Source organism: Alteromonas sp. CH_MED4-4, assembly GCF_037029575.1.
Classification (GTDB): Bacteria; Pseudomonadota; Gammaproteobacteria; order Enterobacterales; family Alteromonadaceae; genus Alteromonas; species Alteromonas macleodii.
Genome location: NZ_JAYMEU010000002.1, coordinates 66,797 through 82,832, shown reverse-complemented (window position 1 = coordinate 82,832; position 16,036 = coordinate 66,797). Strand labels below are relative to the sequence as shown.

Annotated in this window: 16 protein-coding genes; 2 read left to right on the top strand and 14 right to left on the bottom strand. The window is 45.2% G+C overall.

Annotation, left to right across the window (positions count from 1 at the left end; all coding sequences use genetic code 11):
- Positions 1 to 168: 168 nt before the first annotated feature.
- From WA381_RS01860 to ccmA, 10 genes are all read right to left on the bottom strand, one after another.
- Positions 169 to 1,113, bottom strand: a complete 945-nt coding sequence (locus WA381_RS01860; RefSeq protein ID WP_156086030.1) for an MlaA family lipoprotein — start codon at positions 1,111 to 1,113, stop codon at positions 169 to 171.
- 2 nt (positions 1,114 to 1,115) lie between these two features.
- Positions 1,116 to 2,447 carry a c-type cytochrome biogenesis protein CcmI gene (ccmI, locus tag WA381_RS01855; protein ID WP_156086029.1) on the bottom strand — a complete coding sequence of 444 codons (1,332 nt, stop codon included), beginning with the start codon at positions 2,445 to 2,447 and terminating at the stop codon, positions 1,116 to 1,118.
- Positions 2,444 to 2,935: a cytochrome c-type biogenesis protein gene (locus tag WA381_RS01850; protein WP_156087318.1), complete on the bottom strand. Its 492-nt coding sequence runs from the start codon at positions 2,933 to 2,935 to the stop codon at positions 2,444 to 2,446. Before WA381_RS01850 ends, ccmI begins: the two co-directional genes overlap by 4 nt.
- A gap of 2 nt (positions 2,936 to 2,937) precedes the next feature.
- Positions 2,938 to 3,639 carry a redoxin family protein gene (locus WA381_RS01845; protein WP_156086028.1) on the bottom strand — a complete coding sequence of 234 codons (702 nt, stop codon included), beginning with the start codon at positions 3,637 to 3,639 and terminating at the stop codon, positions 2,938 to 2,940.
- Complete coding sequence (locus tag WA381_RS01840) at positions 3,639 to 5,696, bottom strand: heme lyase CcmF/NrfE family subunit (RefSeq protein ID WP_156086027.1); 2,058 nt, start codon at positions 5,694 to 5,696, stop codon at positions 3,639 to 3,641. Before WA381_RS01840 ends, WA381_RS01845 begins: the two co-directional genes overlap by 1 nt.
- A gap of 3 nt (positions 5,697 to 5,699) precedes the next feature.
- Positions 5,700 to 6,194, bottom strand: a complete 495-nt coding sequence (gene ccmE / locus WA381_RS01835; protein ID WP_156086026.1) for a cytochrome c maturation protein CcmE — start codon at positions 6,192 to 6,194, stop codon at positions 5,700 to 5,702.
- Between the two features lie 74 nt (positions 6,195 to 6,268).
- On the bottom strand, positions 6,269 to 6,478 hold the full coding sequence (gene ccmD, locus WA381_RS01830) for a heme exporter protein CcmD (protein ID WP_156086025.1): 210 nt from the start codon (positions 6,476 to 6,478) through the stop codon (positions 6,269 to 6,271).
- Between the two features lies 1 nt (position 6,479).
- Positions 6,480 to 7,268, bottom strand: coding sequence for a heme ABC transporter permease (locus tag WA381_RS01825; RefSeq protein ID WP_156086024.1), 789 nt, complete (start codon positions 7,266 to 7,268; stop codon positions 6,480 to 6,482).
- A complete protein-coding gene (ccmB, locus tag WA381_RS01820) occupies positions 7,268 to 7,933 on the bottom strand; it encodes a heme exporter protein CcmB (RefSeq protein ID WP_012517453.1) in 666 nt (221 codons plus the stop codon). The genes WA381_RS01825 and ccmB overlap by 1 nt, the downstream gene beginning before the upstream one ends.
- The gene (ccmA, locus tag WA381_RS01815; protein WP_043959982.1) at positions 7,933 to 8,556 is read right to left on the bottom strand and encodes a cytochrome c biogenesis heme-transporting ATPase CcmA; all 624 of its coding nucleotides are present in this window, start codon (positions 8,554 to 8,556) and stop codon (positions 7,933 to 7,935) included. Before ccmA ends, ccmB begins: the two co-directional genes overlap by 1 nt.
- Before the next feature lie 323 nt (positions 8,557 to 8,879).
- Between ccmA and WA381_RS01810 the strand changes: the two genes are divergently transcribed.
- Positions 8,880 to 11,465, top strand: a complete 2,586-nt coding sequence (locus WA381_RS01810; protein WP_197044390.1) for a flagellar hook-length control protein FliK — start codon at positions 8,880 to 8,882, stop codon at positions 11,463 to 11,465.
- A gap of 11 nt (positions 11,466 to 11,476) precedes the next feature.
- On the top strand, positions 11,477 to 11,794 hold the full coding sequence (locus tag WA381_RS01805; RefSeq protein ID WP_156086023.1) for an EscU/YscU/HrcU family type III secretion system export apparatus switch protein: 318 nt from the start codon (positions 11,477 to 11,479) through the stop codon (positions 11,792 to 11,794).
- Between the two features lie 136 nt (positions 11,795 to 11,930).
- Here WA381_RS01805 and WA381_RS01800 read toward each other — a convergent pair whose 3' ends face one another.
- The 4 genes from WA381_RS01800 to WA381_RS01785 form a co-directional block, all read right to left on the bottom strand.
- Positions 11,931 to 13,127, bottom strand: a complete 1,197-nt coding sequence (locus WA381_RS01800; RefSeq protein WP_156086022.1) for an ABC transporter permease — start codon at positions 13,125 to 13,127, stop codon at positions 11,931 to 11,933.
- Entirely contained in the window at positions 13,111 to 13,932 is an 822-nt protein-coding gene (locus WA381_RS01795; protein ID WP_156086021.1) for an ABC transporter ATP-binding protein, read from the bottom strand. Before WA381_RS01795 ends, WA381_RS01800 begins: the two co-directional genes overlap by 17 nt.
- A 317-nt stretch (positions 13,933 to 14,249) precedes the next feature.
- Complete coding sequence (gene recA / locus WA381_RS01790) at positions 14,250 to 15,296, bottom strand: recombinase RecA (protein WP_014948506.1); 1,047 nt, start codon at positions 15,294 to 15,296, stop codon at positions 14,250 to 14,252.
- 120 nt (positions 15,297 to 15,416) lie between these two features.
- The gene (locus WA381_RS01785; RefSeq protein WP_156086020.1) at positions 15,417 to 15,956 is read right to left on the bottom strand and encodes a CinA family protein; all 540 of its coding nucleotides are present in this window, start codon (positions 15,954 to 15,956) and stop codon (positions 15,417 to 15,419) included.
- Positions 15,957 to 16,036: the final 80 nt, after the last annotated feature.

Sequence of the window (16,036 nt, the reverse complement as noted above, 5' to 3'; positions counted from 1 at the left end):
TGCCGATAGGTCTGTTCAACTTTCCAGAACTAAAAAGCCATGCTGTTGAGCATGGCTTTTTTATGCGGCGCATATATGGCTGGAGTGACGTTGAAGGTGAGATTAGATAATAATAACTAAACCCTGCCCCGAACTTTATCCAACATCGTTTTATTTATTACTCTTTCTCTATTTGCCATCTTCCGACTTGGCGTCTTTTTCTTTTAGCTTAGTTTTCTCACTGTCATCAGCTGACGCATCTTCTGAATCTATAGACTCTTCGACTGCTTCTTCTGACGCTTCTTCATAGCTATCAAAGTCATTGCCTTCCAACATCGCTTCAAAATCAGCAAAGTCGTCTAGCTGCTCATCATCAATGGCTTTATCGCCGCTTTTACCGTCAGTAACGCGAAATTCTAGATTCTCAAAATAAGCATTTTTCACAAAAGCATAGTCATCAACAGACTGCTCTAGCTGCGCTTCTTGATCAAGTAATTGGGCTCTTGTTTCAAGTACCGAAATACCAATACGCGCTAAGTTTACAGAACCTTCAAGTAACGACATTGGAAAGGCAAAACCGTCGACATAATCACCGGTAAAGCTTCGCGGATCGCTTGGGCCTAAAAACGGCAGCATTAAGAAAGGCCCGGTATCTAATCCCCACACAGCCAGAGTCTCACCAAACTGCTCACGTTTACGCTCAATACCAATTTTAGACGCAACATCAAACGTGCCAACTAACCCTACCGTGGTGTTAATTAAAAAACGTGCCATGCTATCTAAGCCATCATCAACCTTACCTTGAAACATATTATTCAAAAAGTTAGCAGGCTCTTGTAGGTTGTCCGTGATGTTCACCAAACCAGTTCGCGCAGGCTGAGGCATTACCGTCACGTAGGTAACCGTTATTGGGCGTAAGATATAGGCATCCAACACATCCCAGTTAAAATCCCAGATTTCACGGTTAACCGGCTCGAACGGGTCGCGGGGGTCTGAAGTATCCACTACAGCCGCGCTCGCCCCAGTGTCTTGAGAATACGCTTGAGCCTGATCTTGAGTATGGTTACTCGCACAGCCACCTAAAAGACTTGCGGCAATAATCAACCCAGTGGCGAGTGATTTAGACAGTTCCATACTTATAATTCCTTATCAATAATAACGCTTAGTGAAGATATTTCGTTGGCAGTAACGCTTGCGCTCACACTGCCTTGCCATTCGCCTTTTGCAACTGCCACATTACCATCTTTAGATAGCCTTGCGGTAACCACCACATCAGACAGTGTTGCTAGCGTGAATTGTGGCATCATTGCGTTCTCTGTGGTTAGAGTAACGGAAACAGGGAAGTCTTCTATGGGCAGTTTAACTACAGCAGCGGGCATTTTGTTGTCAGAGTTTGCGTCTTGAGCGAAAACTATCAGAAAACCCTCTTTAGGCGCTTTTGTATTAGCGTCGTCAGATAAATTCACCGTAATATTAAAGCCGGTTTGCGCTTCGCTGCTATCACTTTGAGCTTCGCTACTAGCATTTTTCGCTTCGCTACTGGCATTTTGCGCTGTTGATGTATCAGTAATTTCAGCAGCTGTATTTTGTAGTGCTGCCATTACACTGGCATTCCCTTGTAGCTCTTTTATACGCGCAACTAAACGCTGCGCCATGTCGCTATCTGCTGGCAACTTGCCTTCAACTTGCTTATAAAAACGCTGAGTATTTTCAAGGTCGCCAAGTTGAGCAGAGACCACCGCCATCATCAACGCAAGATTATCATTTGCTGGATTGTCGTTTAGCAAGCCCAATAAGATAGATTGTGCACGTTCTAAGTTGTTTACATCCCCTGTGGTCATCAAGGCCTGAGCAAGCGTAATGCGATTAGCAGAGTTAGACGGCGCCAAACTTACCGCTTTATCAATAGCTTCAATGGCCTGCACTTCTTGACCAATACTCAGCATCAATCTGCCAAAATACATCCATCCCGTGTCATCTTCTGGCTCTTCTCTCAAACGCTGGCGAATAGCGAGAGCAAGGCTAGCAATGTCTTGTTGAGTCAGGTTATTCGCATTACCGCTGGCAAGCTGTTGACTCAACTCGGGCAGCGCTTCAATAGCTTGGGCTGCCTGGGCAACACGACCCATTTGGTTTACCTGCGCATATACAATCACTCCGCAGGCTATCGCAAGCACGGCGCCAATCGCGAGCGGAAGCTTTGCATTACCCGTTTTATGAGATTGAAATGCGCTTTCATCTACCAGCGCTAGTTTTAGTTCGTCAACGGCTTGTCGTTTGTCATGCTCACTAATGAGCCCTTCTTGCACTTCACGATCAAGTTCAGCAAGGCGCTGCTTAACAATTTGCGTATTGCTTAAACTGTCTTGTTTTGCATGACTTTTATTACGCAGCCATGGGAAAGCGACAATTAGTAGAACAAGCGTAATTAAGCCTGAAACAATAATATAAAACTCAGACCAACTCATTCTTTCTCTCGCTCCAACATTTCATCTGCTTTAGCTAACTTAGCGGCCATATCTTCTGGTGGTGTTACCGATTTGCGGCGAATCACCACAATTAGGGCAATAAAAATAAACAAAACAGGGCCAGCCCAAAGCCACAAGGTCGCAGCTGTAACTGGCGGTTGATAATGCACAAAATCACCATAGCGTGACTTCATAAAATCAATCACTTCTTGCTCTGTTTTGCCTTGCTTTAGTAACGCGTACACTTTTCGGCGCATGTCATGGGCAATCATGGCGTCGCTATCAGCAATATTCTGGTTTTGACACATAGGGCAACGTAATTCGGCGGTAAGCTTTAAAAAGCTTTCACGCTGAGCTGGCGTGTCGAAAGAAAACTTATCTTCAACCGCACTTACCGAAAAAGCACTAAGCACAAACAGCAGTGCTAAAACGTTTAGGGCAATGGCTTTCAAACTCGCGAGACTGTGAGAGGAAGTTTTCGATAACATCATTATTCCCCTCCCTGTGCACTTGTGGTGCTCTGGTTATTTTTTTCATTAAGCGTGTTCGACAAGTTAGGCTCTGAGACCATCACTGCATCCACATCTACCTTTTTGTCATTGCCTGTTTTGCCAGAAGCTTCTGCCACCAGCTTGTTGTATAGCGGGCCAACTTTGGTGTTCCAAACACGCTCGTTAATATCGCCTATGTGGTGCATGCGAATAATTCCTTCAGCGTCGATAACAAAGTGCTCAGGCGCTCCTGTTACTCCAAGGTCGAGCGACGTATCGCGATAGACATCAAAAATATTATACGCGTAAGGGTTACCGTAACGGCTGAGCATGTCGGTAACTTCTTGCTGAACACGGCTCAGTGTTTTTGTGCCAAAGTCTGGGTCTAAGTCCTGATCAAAATACAAACCCACAATGTGAACGTTTTGTTCGTTCTTTAGCTGAGTGAGATACGGCATCTCAACAGCGCAGGTCACGCACCATACACCCCATACATTTAATATGGTGACCTTGCCCTTTAAATCTTCAGGCGTATAGGTCACCTCTGGCTTCATCAGGTCTGGCAGTGAGAATGCAGGTAACGTCTTATCCTGAACCTGAGAATCTAACTCTCTGGGGTCAGAAAAAAGCCCCTTAAACAGAAAAATGACCAGCAAAGAAAACAACACTAACGGAATAGCAACGAGTGGTGCTTTTTTCATTATGCGCCTCCTTTCACTGACGCATTTGATGGAGTGGATACTTGACCATGAGATTGCTCAGCGTCGTTTTTACCTTTCCCACCAAATACACGTTTGATCTTTTTTACTTTAGCCATACGGTAACGTTTGTCGCTAATAGAGAAGATACCGCCTATAGCCATAACCACTGCGCCCGCCCATAGCCAGATAACAAATGGCTTAATATAAATACGGATGGCCCATGCGCCATTGTCTAAAGGCTCGCCCATAGCGATAAATAAATCTCTTATAGGATTTGAGTGAATAGCGGCTTCAGTCATCGGCATACGCTGTACTATATACAAACGCTTCTCAGGCTCTAGATGCGCGATTAATTCACCGTCTTGATAAACGTCGAATACGCCTTTGTCCGCCTCAAAGTTCGGACCTTGGACTTTGACGACATCTCTAAAGCTAAAGTCATAACCGCCAAGAGAAACGGTATCGCCGATGTCCATGCGCACATCGCGCTCCATTTCATAGTTTGAAACCAGCGTAATGCCGATAATGCAGATAGCAAAACCCACATGGCCCAGCACCATTCCCCAGTGGCTTGGCGTAAGCTTGCGAAGTTTAGATAGCACCGATGCATTGTCACTGTTACTTGATGGCATTGCCGATAGACGCTGCAACACCTCTTGCACTGTAGTGACTAAAATCCAAAACACCAGCACCATGCCTAAAACGCCCATATAGGTTGGTTCATCATAGGCAAAGTTCACTAACACACCTGCACTTAGTGCAATACCGCCAGCGATTGATAGCTGTTTTTGTAATTCACTGGCTTTTTGCTGTTTCCAGCGCGTGAGCGGGCCAAGACCTAGCATTAGTACGAATGGCACAATCAATAAGGTGAACATTTGATTGAAGAACGGAGCGCCTACAGAAATACTGCCTAGGCCTAACTCTTTATGTACAAGTGGCAGTAGTGTACCCAACAATACAACTAGTGTTGCTGCGCACAAAAAGACGTTATTACCCATTAACAACACTTCACGGGAAAACGCTTGATAGCGGCCTGGGCTTTTAAGTGAAGCTGCTCGCATAGCGTAAAGCAGCAAGCCAAAGCCACTAAGTACAATCAATATTCCCAGTATAAATAAGCCTCGGGTAGGATCGCTTGCAAACGAGTGTACCGAAACAATCACTCCAGAACGTACTAAGAAGGTGCCAAGTAAACTCAAACTAAATGCGGCAATTGCAAGCAGTACGGTCCACGACTTAAACGCCTTTCGCTTTTCGGTTACGGCTAGCGAGTGCATTAGCGCAGTACCGACCAGCCAAGGCATGAAAGAGGCGTTCTCTACTGGGTCCCAGAACCACCAGCCACCCCAGCCAAGTTCGTAATACGCCCACCAGCTACCTAGCGCAATGCCCACGGTGAGAAACGCCCAAGCAGAAATGACCCAGGGCCTTGACCAGCGTGCCCAGGTTGAGTCTAGCTGACCTGAAATTAGTGCTGAAATTGCAAAAGCAAACGCGACAGAAAAGCCAACATAGCCCATATAAAGCATAGGCGGGTGAATGATCATGCCAAAATCTTGCAGCAGTGGATTAAGATCTCGTCCATCTACCGGGAAAAACGGCAGCATGCTGTTAAACGGGTTTGAGGTAAGCAGCATGAATAAGTAAAAACCGATGCCCACCATTCCCAACACCGACAGCACCCTTGCAACCATAGCAAGAGGAATACCCTTGCTGAATATCGCCACTGCTACTGTCCATATGGAAAGCATCAACACCCACAGAAGAAATGAGCCTTCGTGGCCGCCCCACACGGCGGTAATTTTATAATAAATAGGAAGTCGACTATTTGAATGCTGGGCAACATACGCCACACTGAAATCGTCAGTCACAAAGGCGTAGGTTAAGCATACATAGGCGATAAGCGTGAAGGTAAATAAGCCGATTGCCAGTGGTTTGGCGGTTGCCATTAACGCTTCGTGCTGACGGTGAGCCCCCCATAGCGGATAAACGGCCAATAATATAGAGAGCACTAGCGCAAGCGTCAGCGCAATATTTCCAATTTCAGGTACCATAGATTATTTGCTCCCGGCGCCGTTTGACGACTCATACGTTGGCATATTTTCAGGTTTTACATGCTTAATGCCTTTCATTTTTTCAGCAAGTTCTGGCGGCATGTACTCTTCGTCATGCTTAGCTAGCACTTCCTGCGCTTTTATGTTGCTCGCGCCAGTGAGTACACCCGTTGCTACAATGCCCTGGCCTTCACGGAATAAATCAGGAAGGATGCCGGTGTAAGTCACAGTGACTGTTGGGCCAGTATCGATAAGGTCAAAGCTCACCGCTAAGCTTTCTTGATCCCTTTTTACACTGCCAGGTACCACCATACCGCCTATACGAAGACGCTGGCCAACCTGCGGTTTCTGGCCGTTTTTACCTTCAATAATTTCACTTGGCGTATAAAAAAGGTCAATACTGTCGTTTAGGGCGTAAAGCATCAATCCAATTGCACTTACTATTAAAAAACCGATAATTCCCACTACGGCTAGTCGCTGCTTTCGTCTCGGGTTCATGCAACTCTCTCTTCGAAAAAACTAATAAACAATAAAAACGCAAATGAATACTAAGTTCACTTTTCGCATTAATACTACATGCTGTCTTGCTGTTGCTGTCGCGCTTGTTTAATCCGCGCTTTGCGCTCTTTTTCCACCACTACCTGCTTTAAAAGGTCGCGATGTTTACTAAAACTCTGAATAGCGATAATGCCCATTGCTAAGAAGGTAACGCCAAAAGAAAGCCATACATAAAATGCATAGCCGCCCATATTTAAAAAATCGGCAAAGGATTCAAACTGCATCTTAACTGCCCTCTTTTAAATTACCGTTAGGTGAGCCGCTGGTCTGTTTCGACACTTTCTCTGCTGCCAAGGCTTGTACCCAAGGCCTGTGCATCTCTCTAAGCACAATCTCATTACGTAATCGTACAGTGGTCACAGCTCCAATAAAAAAAGCGAAGCCCAGCAGGTTAATTAACAACGGCCACAGCATTTCAGGGGCAATTGAAGGGTTGTCGAATTTACTAATGGTCGCGCCTTGATGTAACGTGTTCCACCATTCTACCGAGTAGTGAATAATAGGAATATTTACTACGCCCACCAGCGCCATCACGCCTGCGGCTTTACCCGCCTGCTGTTTATCTTCAAAAGCACCGTAAAGAGCAATCACGCCCATGTACAAGAAAAGCAGAATAAGCTCTGAAGTTAGGCGTGCATCCCACACCCACCAAGCGCCCCACATTGGCTTGCCCCACGCGGCGCCAGTGAACAAAGCGATAAACGTCATTACTGCGCCGATAGGCGCCATAGCAATCATGCTCATATAAGCGGTGCGCCACTGCCAAACCATACCCACCAAGGCTGCAATTGCCATGGCGACATAAGTACCCATAGACAAGATTGCACTAGGTACATGGATATAGATAATTCTAAACGAATCACCTTGCTGATAATCTTGAGGCGCAAATGCCAGCCCCCATACAGTGCCAATGCTCAGACACACTAAAGCACCAACCCAAAACCAAGGCTGTAAAGTTAGGCAGAGCTGATACGCGCGCTCTGTCTTCGCGTAGGGGTGTAACCACTTCCACATTAGTTTTGACTCACTTTTAAAGAATACGCGATGGCAAACGGTGCCAATGCCGCAGCCAATAAAAGCATGGCGGCAATAATAGCAAGTTGCGCATGATAAGGTAATTGCAGTGCGGCAGAATCCACAGCCGACGTGGCAAATATCAGTAACGGAATAAAGACAGGGATAAGTAGCAATGCCAACAGCACCCCACCTTTTTGCAATCCAACGGTAAGTCCTACCGCAATGGCGCCAATTAAAGAAAGTAATGGCGTTCCCAGCAACAATGTTAAAACGAGGGCGATATACATATCGACCGTTAGATTCAAAAACATCGCTAGCAGTGGAGAAAGCAATAATAAAGGCACAAAACTGACCAGCCAATGGGCAGCTACCTTCACCGCGCTCACCGCCGGCAATGCCAGACCAGAGAGCATATACTGTTCTAGCGAACCGTCTTGGAAGTCATCGCGAAACAGTCTTTCCATTGCCATAAGTGATGACAAAATTGCCGCAATCCAAATTACCCCCGGTCCAATGCGCTGAAGGGTATCAGGAGAAGGGCTTACACCTAAAGGGAATAAGGTTACCACCATGAGTAAAAACATCAGTGGTTGCACCAATTCCGCTTTTTGATTGAACGCAATGTGCATGTCGCGTTTAAAAATACCTTGGTAAAGTGACATTAAAAGCGGTACTCCAGGTCAAATACGCGGTGTTCCCCAGCATTTTCTGACAGTGTTTGATGCGAAGTGGTAATAATAAGACCACCGCGTCTAACGTGCTCTTTCATACTTGTTTCAAGTAAGTGAACCCCTTTTACATCAAGCGCTGTAAACGGTTCGTCTAATATCCACACCTTTGCTGGCTTAAGCCATAGTCTTGATAGCGCCACACGACGCTGTTGACCTGCCGACAAATACCTAACAGGCACATCTTCAAGCCCAACTAACCCTACTTTTGCCAAGACGTCATACAGCGTATTTTCTTGTACCGATATACTGTGTTGGGCTAACCAAAATGATAAGTTATCCAAGGCTGAAAGGCTGCCGTTAGTACCGCTCTTATGTCCTAAATAGAAAAGATCGCGATAATAGCCGGTCTTGTCTTCGGAAATGTTTACACCGTTATATAAAACGGCGCCCGACTCAGGTGCACTCAACCCAGTTAATATGCGAAGTAAGCTGGTTTTTCCTGCACCGTTAGGGCCGCGCAAGTACAGCAACTCACCAGTATTAACAACCAGTGAAAGCCCCTCAAAAAGGGTTCTATCTCGTTTGCTGCACGTTAATCCGCACGCCTCTAACACTACTTGGCTACTCCAACCTAAAAAAGAGGTTTTAAAAAATGGCGCTAGTCTACCACATGAACGCTTTTTCGCAGTCGCGAATTCCAATTAAATATGATTTACTTCAAAGACAAAGGCATTTTTCCACAGAGCCAGTAGAACAAGGGTGAGTTGTCTTTCTGCGCAAAAATAAATTGTTCATCTGCCTTAAGAACGAATGGTTTCGCTGTACGTTATCGATGAGCACTTATTAATGATGAAACAGCCTCAAAGCACTTTGCTATAGTCAAATTTGCTATACTCAAATAAGTAAGGAAAAGCGCGACTGTGCCGATATCTTAATTATGACAACACCATTATCATCACTATTGGCAGCGACTCTGAATCAGTCAACGGGCACGACTTCCCCTACATCTTTACCGTCACAGGTAAATGTTGATGCCGCTACTCAAGGGGCGAGTCGAAGTACTTCTCCCGCTATTGCCAACGCTGCGCTGTCGCAGGCAGCCACCTTAGATAATGCCGCGAAAGTAATAGTTGAACGCTTACCTGAACGAGTGCTATCGATAACGGTGACACCAAAAAATGTATCGTCAGCAGCTCAAGTACTCAACGTTGCCTTACCCGCAGAAGTCAGCGCTAAGCTTTCTAACCAAGCAATTAATAATGCGCAGCTTGCACTTTTGCCTACCTCCCCTGATCATATCTCAGGCCCAGAAGCGAAAAGTGCTCAAAATACTTCTCAAAGTCAGGTAAACACTCAGTCTGCAGTGCTGCTTTCTACACGCTTGTCTCAACAAGGCGTGTCATTGTCTGCGCCCGAAAAAGCTGAATTACTGAAAGCCGTGGCACAAGCTCTTGCTGCAAATAACGCCGCCGTTACGCTTAAAGGTCAACTTTCTATTTCTACAAAGAGTGAAAATTTTGGGCAACTCATGCTCACCACCGCTAAAAATGAGGTTATTCCCCTATCGGACATTAATACTGAAAAGCTTGATAGCACGGCTAAAGCAGCGCTTCAAAAGCTAGTTGGACAACAGGTCGTCATAGGACTAAGCCGAGCTAGCAACGGTGGAATCGCGCTGCAAATCTCTCAAGGTTTGTCCAATGAAAGCGCTCGCCCAACAACCAACGACAATAATTTCGCTGCCATGACTCATAAAAATGTAAGTACCAACTTACAACAACAGTTCATTTCCAGCGCACTTAAGCAAGGTGGCGTAGCTGTTGAGCATAACTTGAGTAACCCGCCTCGACTTAACGCGCTTTTAAAAGGTTCTGGTGCCGACACTAACGCGTTAAAAGTGCTTTCTGCGTTGACCTTAACTGACAACAAGCTCTCGATTCGTACATCACAACAAAATGCGGTATTACAAATTGTTGTACCTCAGAGCAAGGGGTCTTCCCTCTCGGCCCCGACTCTGACGCAGGAGCAGGTAAATAAACTTAACCTTTCGCAATTACCAAAAGCGACAGCGAAAGGGCTCGAAGCAGTCACGGGAAATAGCTCGCTTGAAGACTCTTCATCCATTACAAACCTAAAGGCAGCGGCTCCCACATCGCTTAAAGGCACCGATGTTCACAATGCCATCACTGCACTTTCTCGAGTATTACTGAGCCAAACAGGCAGTACAAACCAAGCACTAAACCAACTCATAGCTATTGTGGAGAATGAAAGATTACCGCCCAGCCAGGGTATGCCTAAAGCACATGAAGCTCAGCATTTTGATAAAATTTTGCAGCAACTTAAAGGCCTTGATGCGCTCAACGCGAAGGCTTCTCAAGCCAAGGTATCCAATGGGGAATTTATCGGCCCTCCAAAGCCACCCAAGGAACAACTGCTAGCATCGGCAAAAGCTATATTAACTGAAGGGAAAGATGCCGCTTCAGCAGAGAATAATGGCCTGCAAGGAAAAGACAGTGGGCGTAAACCCTCGCTTGTATCACTTGCCTCTCTCGCACAAGCGTTAAGCTCACAGGCCAAAGGCTTATCAAATAGTTTACTGAGCAATATCGCTGCACAACTGGCGGCTACACAAGGTAAAGGGGCAGAAATAGCGCCAGTGGTTTCAGATAGTCACGCCACTATAGCGGGTTCAAAATCAAATGAGAGCGTAGCTGGCGAGAATGAAAGTGCTATCGAGGTGGTAAAAAGCGGAACAAAGAAACTAGCGCTAGATATGAATGAACAAGGATTGTCGCAACGCCTGCAGCAGCTGATATCCACACAGGCGCTAGTTACCACACCAATAAACTTAACCTCTCCCGTAAACGCTTCCAGCTTTGTTCAAGGATTGGTTGCCTTAGTTCAATTGGCACTAGCGGGTCGCGCCATGCAGCGTCAACCTGGTTTAAAGGCGCAAATAGATGCGCCCGACTCTATTGTTTCAAAAACGTTGGCGAATATGGGGGTAACGGCTCAACCAAGTCGCGTTAGCCAAGACATGCACCAGCTAGACAGCCGACAACAGCTGCTTTCTCAACTTAAGACACTGTTAAGTAGCCACCAGCAAAACAAAATTGCTAATGTGGACAGCCGTATTCAAGGACAAGACAGTTTTTATTACATTTTGCCATCGCTTTCACAGCAGCACAGTCCGCCAGAGCTCTTGATAAAACGAGAGCAAGGTGGGCAGAACAAAAAGCACGCACAAACAGGCGAGCGTTCTCTTTGGAATATCACGATGAAGCTGGACATTGGTGATAGCGGACAAGTTTTGGCAAAATCAAAAATTGATAAAAGCACCATTACTTTAGACTTATATGCATCCAACGATGAAGTACTTAGGCGCATTGGCGATACCCTACCCTATTTACATAATCGTCTTACTTCCCTCGGATTAGTTGTAGAAAACACCAGTTACCAACGGGGACACATACCAGAGTCATTAAGCTCACGCCCTCATCAGATCTTTGAAACCAGGGTGTAGATGAGGAATTTATGACTGATTCACAAAAAACAAAGCGCGCTATTGGCCTAAAATATGACGGAGGCGATAAAAAAAATGCGCCGAAAGTGGTTGCCAAAGGCTATGGAGATTTGGCAGAAGCCATCATTGCCATGGCTGAAGAAACCGGGATATTAATTCACGAAGACCCTTACTTAAGCGAAGTCCTCGCTACCCTTGATGTGGGGCAAGATATCCCTGAATCGCTGTATTATGTAATTGCCGAGTTGCTGGCCTATTCTTATGTACTTCAAGGAAAAATCCCTCCCGGTTGGGAGGGAATTATCAAGTGTATCGACTTTGAAGTGTAGTAAACACAAAACTAAAACGTATTGAACCTGCACTTCGAGTATCAATTTTGTCCACCACATAAAAAAACCTTGCTTCAATAAAGAATAAGCCCGCGTTTAGCGGGCTTGTTACAAGAATGCTAGGTAAGCAGTTTTGTTATCTAAACAGGACCTTTTCCTTGTTAAACCAATGGATACAGAAGAAAATCAATCCGGTTGCAATCACTGCGGTAGACGTAAATATGCCAAACAGCGCAAAGTAGTCCATGGTGCCTTTGAACAGTTCTTTCATCGCCAAAGCAACGTTAGTCAGCGGTACCCAAACCCAGCCGCCTTTAAGCTCTACACCCGGCATCATGGCTATAATTACAGGGAAAATAACCACCATAATCAGTGACCCCATGTAGCTTTGCGCCTCTTTAAACGAGCGAGCATAAATTGAAAGTGATAGTAGAATAGCGGCGAAAACTGCCACCACTGGCACCAACATTAGAAAGATCAGCAGGAAGTCCACAAGACCAATCATCGACATGATCTTAACCACAAACTCAACGGCCATGCCTTGCGATAACACCAGTCCCCATATAGCCATGGAAGAAACGGTAATAAGCGCAGTAATTATACCCGCAGTAGCGATAGTAAAGAATTTACCCAGTACCAGCTTATGACGGTCTATCGGCGATATAAGTAGTGTTTCTAATGTACCTCGCTCTTTCTCACCGGCACCTAAGTCAGCCGCTGGGGCCATAGCGCCTTGAAGGCACAAGATGAAGATGAAATATGGCAGCATACCGCCTAAGCGTTCACCCCACACTTCGCGATCGTCGGCGACATTTTGCTTTTCTATCTTGATTGGCTTTAGCAAGGCCTCTTGCTGAGTTTCATCTAGATTAAGCTGCGCAAAAGCTGTTTGTTGGAATGCATCGGTATATTCATCAATGATGTCGGATACGCGCCCCATCACCTTATTTAGACCAGCATCGTTGAGATAAAGCTCAATTTTATGCTGACCTGAACGCAAAACATCGCTATCAAAGGTTTCGGGAATAACCAAAACAAAATCTAGTGTTTCGTTTTTGATGAGTTTAGCGTAGTCAGCCTCATCGCCAATCGCAACCGATTCGAATTTATCTGATGCGTCGTTAAAAGACTGAACAATTGCTGGCGCATACGCTTCACCAACTATCGCGTATTTCAGTACTTTATTTTCCGCTTTATCCGCCGCTGAACTCATGAAAAAGAACGCGACACCGAAAATAGCTGGGAATAATAAAAGCGGTAAACCAATCATGAATATGATGGTTTTCTTATCCCGTAATAGTTCTTTGAATTCCTTTTTAAAGATTAACCACATGACCCATCTCCTCAGAATCCATTGATAGTGTTTTTAGGAAGCTCTTATGCATTTGCCCGCCAGCCCCGTCATTACCAGACAATGCGCTAAAGGCGGCTAGCGAATCGTTAAATACCGTTTCACCTTGGTTAATCACGGTCACCTTGTCGCAAAGGGTTTGCACCTCATCAAGGTGGTGAGTAGAGAAAATAACCGGGGTACCTTTATCTTTAAGGCGCTGAATAAATTCCATCACGGTACTCGTTGCCATAATATCAAGTCCGGTTGTGGGTTCATCAAGCACCACTAGTTCAGGCTCGTGTATAACAGCGCGAGCAATAGAAACTTTTTGCTTCATCCCTGATGAGAAATTCTCGGCTCGTCTATCAAGGAAGGTTTGCATATCGAGTAAATCAGCTAACTCTTCAATACGCGCGTTAATCACATTTTTTGGAATACCGTGCAACTCACCGAAGTAGCTAATATTCTCTCGGCCACTTAAACGACCATAAAGGCCCGTTGAGCTAGATAAAAAGCCAATTTTTTTACGGGCAATATTAGGGTTAGTAAGCACATCCTCACCACCAATAATAACTTTTCCGCTATCAGGTTTGAGTGCTGTTGAAAGCATGCGAAGTGTAGTTGTTTTACCTGCTCCATTTGGCCCTAATAAACCAAGTACTTGTCCTTTTTCGCAAGTAAACGACACATCCCTTACCGACTGGAAATAGCGCCCTTTTAATCGCGGGTCCTTTTTTTCCTGTTCGCTAAGCTTTTTTGGGTTCTCCACCTCAAAACGCTTAGCAAGGCCTGATATTTCAATCATTTCCCTTCCCTCTTCTCACGTGTGAACAGTAGCACCGTTCATTATTGTTGTAGGCTTGCTTTGCTGTAGCCGCAAATTATGCCGTTCTATTTGTTTAAAATTGTTTTAGCGTACTTAACCAGCTTAGGCTGCGATAGCTATTTCATCCTAGTAGTCTGTACTTACAAATATTTATTACAGCATTCCTTGTTTTTATTTGTTGTACAAGTTTCAGCCTTGCATTAAGTGTTAGTAAATATTTCTTAATATACTCTTTGATGAAGCCATAAAAAAACCCACCTAACGGTGGGTTCTTAATATGCGGTTAAGCGCTAATTTTACTCAGGAAGCACATCGTCTTCTTGCTGAGGTACCGCTTCCTCTGCTTTCATTGTTTTAGAAAGCAAAAGTTCTTGGCGGATCTTAGTTTCAATCTCGTTTGCAATCTCAGGGTTCTCTTTTAAGAACTTCATCACGTTCGCTTTACCTTGACCAATGCGGTCACCCTTGTAGCTGTACCAAGCACCCGCTTTATCAACTAGCTTTTGCTTAACACCAAGGTCAATAAGCTCAGCTTCTTTGCTGATACCTTCGCCGTAGCGGATCATAAATTCAGCTTGCTTAAACGGAGGTGCAACTTTGTTCTTCACTACTTTAACGCGAGTTTCGTTACCTACTACCTCATCGCCTTCTTTCACTGCTCCAATACGGCGAATATCTAGACGAACAGAAGAATAGAACTTAAGCGCGTTACCACCAGTAGTGGTTTCCGGGTTACCAAACATAACACCAATCTTCATACGAATTTGGTTAATGAAGATACACAGTGTATTTGAACGCTTGATGTTTGCAGTAAGCTTACGCAACGCTTGCGACATTAGACGCGCCTGAAGACCAACGTGAGAATCACCCATGTCACCTTCAATTTCTGCTTTAGGTGTAAGCGCCGCTACCGAGTCAACAATAACAACATCTACTGCACCTGAACGTACAAGCATGTCGCAAATTTCCAGCGCTTGCTCACCAGTATCAGGCTGAGATACCAATAGTTCGTCGATGTTTACGCCAAGTTTCTCAGCATATACCGGGTCTAGGGCGTGTTCAGCATCAACGAAAGCACAGGTTTTACCCTTGCGCTGGGCTTCAGCAATAACTTGAAGTGTTAGCGTGGTTTTACCTGATGATTCAGGTCCGTAGATTTCAACAACACGTCCACATGGCAAACCGCCTATACCTAGAGCGATATCAATGGTAAGTGAGCCAGTAGAAATCGCTTCGATATCCATGGCTTGGTTATCGCCTAAGCGCATGATAGCGCCTTTACCAAATTGCTTTTCAATTTGGCCAACTGCGGCGGTTAAAGCTTTTGATTTGTTATCGTCCACGTATGTATCCTCTAGGATTTGCGGTTAAATTCTGTATTGGTGTTTTCCATATTTTTTATGAAATTACCAAATAATGATCACATTCTATACTGTACAAGCATACAGTTTCAACCAGTGTTTTTAATTTTCACTCAACATTTTAATTAACTGAGTAATGGCAAAGCTAATAGCATGTTGACGTACTTCGTCGCGATTGCCGCTGAAAACCTGTTTGATTTGCGCTTCGTGCTGCCCACATAAAAAGCCAAACCACACAGTGCCCACCGGTTTTGCGTCGCTGCCACCGCCAGGGCCGGCAATGCCGCTAACCGTTACAACAAGTTGCGCTCCGCTGTTACGGCGCACGCCTTCAGCCATTTCTTTCACCGTTTGCTTCGACACCGCGCCGTACTCTTTTAGCGTCTGTTCTGTTACGCCCAGAACGCTTCGCTTTGCGTCATTAGAGTACGTCACCCAGGATTGGTTAAACCAATCAGAACTGCCAGCCACACTGGTAAAAGCAAAAGCAACTCCTCCGCCCGTACACGACTCGGCGCTCGATACGGTCCAACCTTTGCTCCTGAGTGCGTCACCCAACACATGGACTTGCGCAGATAATGCGCTATCAAGTGTTAAAGGGGTGGCGTTTGCTGTCGAATCAGTTGAAAATGTTGTGCTCATTTGGATATACCTAATTACACCTGTTGTGCTTTATCAGATCTTCGCTTGATCTTAATGGGCGTGAGTTTATCATTTATTCC

Bases quoted from the DNA above. Each gene is read 5' to 3' on its own strand.
- WA381_RS01860 (WP_156086030.1), bottom strand. From the start codon at position 1,113: ATGGAACTGTCTAAATCACTCGCCACTGGGTTGATTATTGCCGCAAGT.
- ccmI (WP_156086029.1), bottom strand. From the start codon at position 2,447: ATGAGTTGGTCTGAGTTTTATATTATTGTTTCAGGCTTAATTACGCTT.
- WA381_RS01850 (WP_156087318.1), bottom strand. From the start codon at position 2,935: ATGTTATCGAAAACTTCCTCTCACAGTCTCGCGAGTTTGAAAGCCATT.
- WA381_RS01845 (WP_156086028.1), bottom strand. From the start codon at position 3,639: ATGAAAAAAGCACCACTCGTTGCTATTCCGTTAGTGTTGTTTTCTTTG.
- WA381_RS01840 (WP_156086027.1), bottom strand. From the start codon at position 5,696: ATGGTACCTGAAATTGGAAATATTGCGCTGACGCTTGCGCTAGTGCTC.
- ccmE (WP_156086026.1), bottom strand. From the start codon at position 6,194: ATGAACCCGAGACGAAAGCAGCGACTAGCCGTAGTGGGAATTATCGGT.
- ccmD (WP_156086025.1), bottom strand. From the start codon at position 6,478: ATGCAGTTTGAATCCTTTGCCGATTTTTTAAATATGGGCGGCTATGCA.
- WA381_RS01825 (WP_156086024.1), bottom strand. From the start codon at position 7,268: ATGTGGAAGTGGTTACACCCCTACGCGAAGACAGAGCGCGCGTATCAG.
- ccmB (WP_012517453.1), bottom strand. From the start codon at position 7,933: ATGTCACTTTACCAAGGTATTTTTAAACGCGACATGCACATTGCGTTC.
- WA381_RS01810 (WP_197044390.1), top strand. From the start codon at position 8,880: ATGACAACACCATTATCATCACTATTGGCAGCGACTCTGAATCAGTCA.
- WA381_RS01805 (WP_156086023.1), top strand. From the start codon at position 11,477: ATGACTGATTCACAAAAAACAAAGCGCGCTATTGGCCTAAAATATGAC.
- WA381_RS01800 (WP_156086022.1), bottom strand. From the start codon at position 13,127: ATGTGGTTAATCTTTAAAAAGGAATTCAAAGAACTATTACGGGATAAG.
- WA381_RS01795 (WP_156086021.1), bottom strand. From the start codon at position 13,932: ATGATTGAAATATCAGGCCTTGCTAAGCGTTTTGAGGTGGAGAACCCA.
- WA381_RS01785 (WP_156086020.1), bottom strand. From the start codon at position 15,956: ATGAGCACAACATTTTCAACTGATTCGACAGCAAACGCCACCCCTTTA.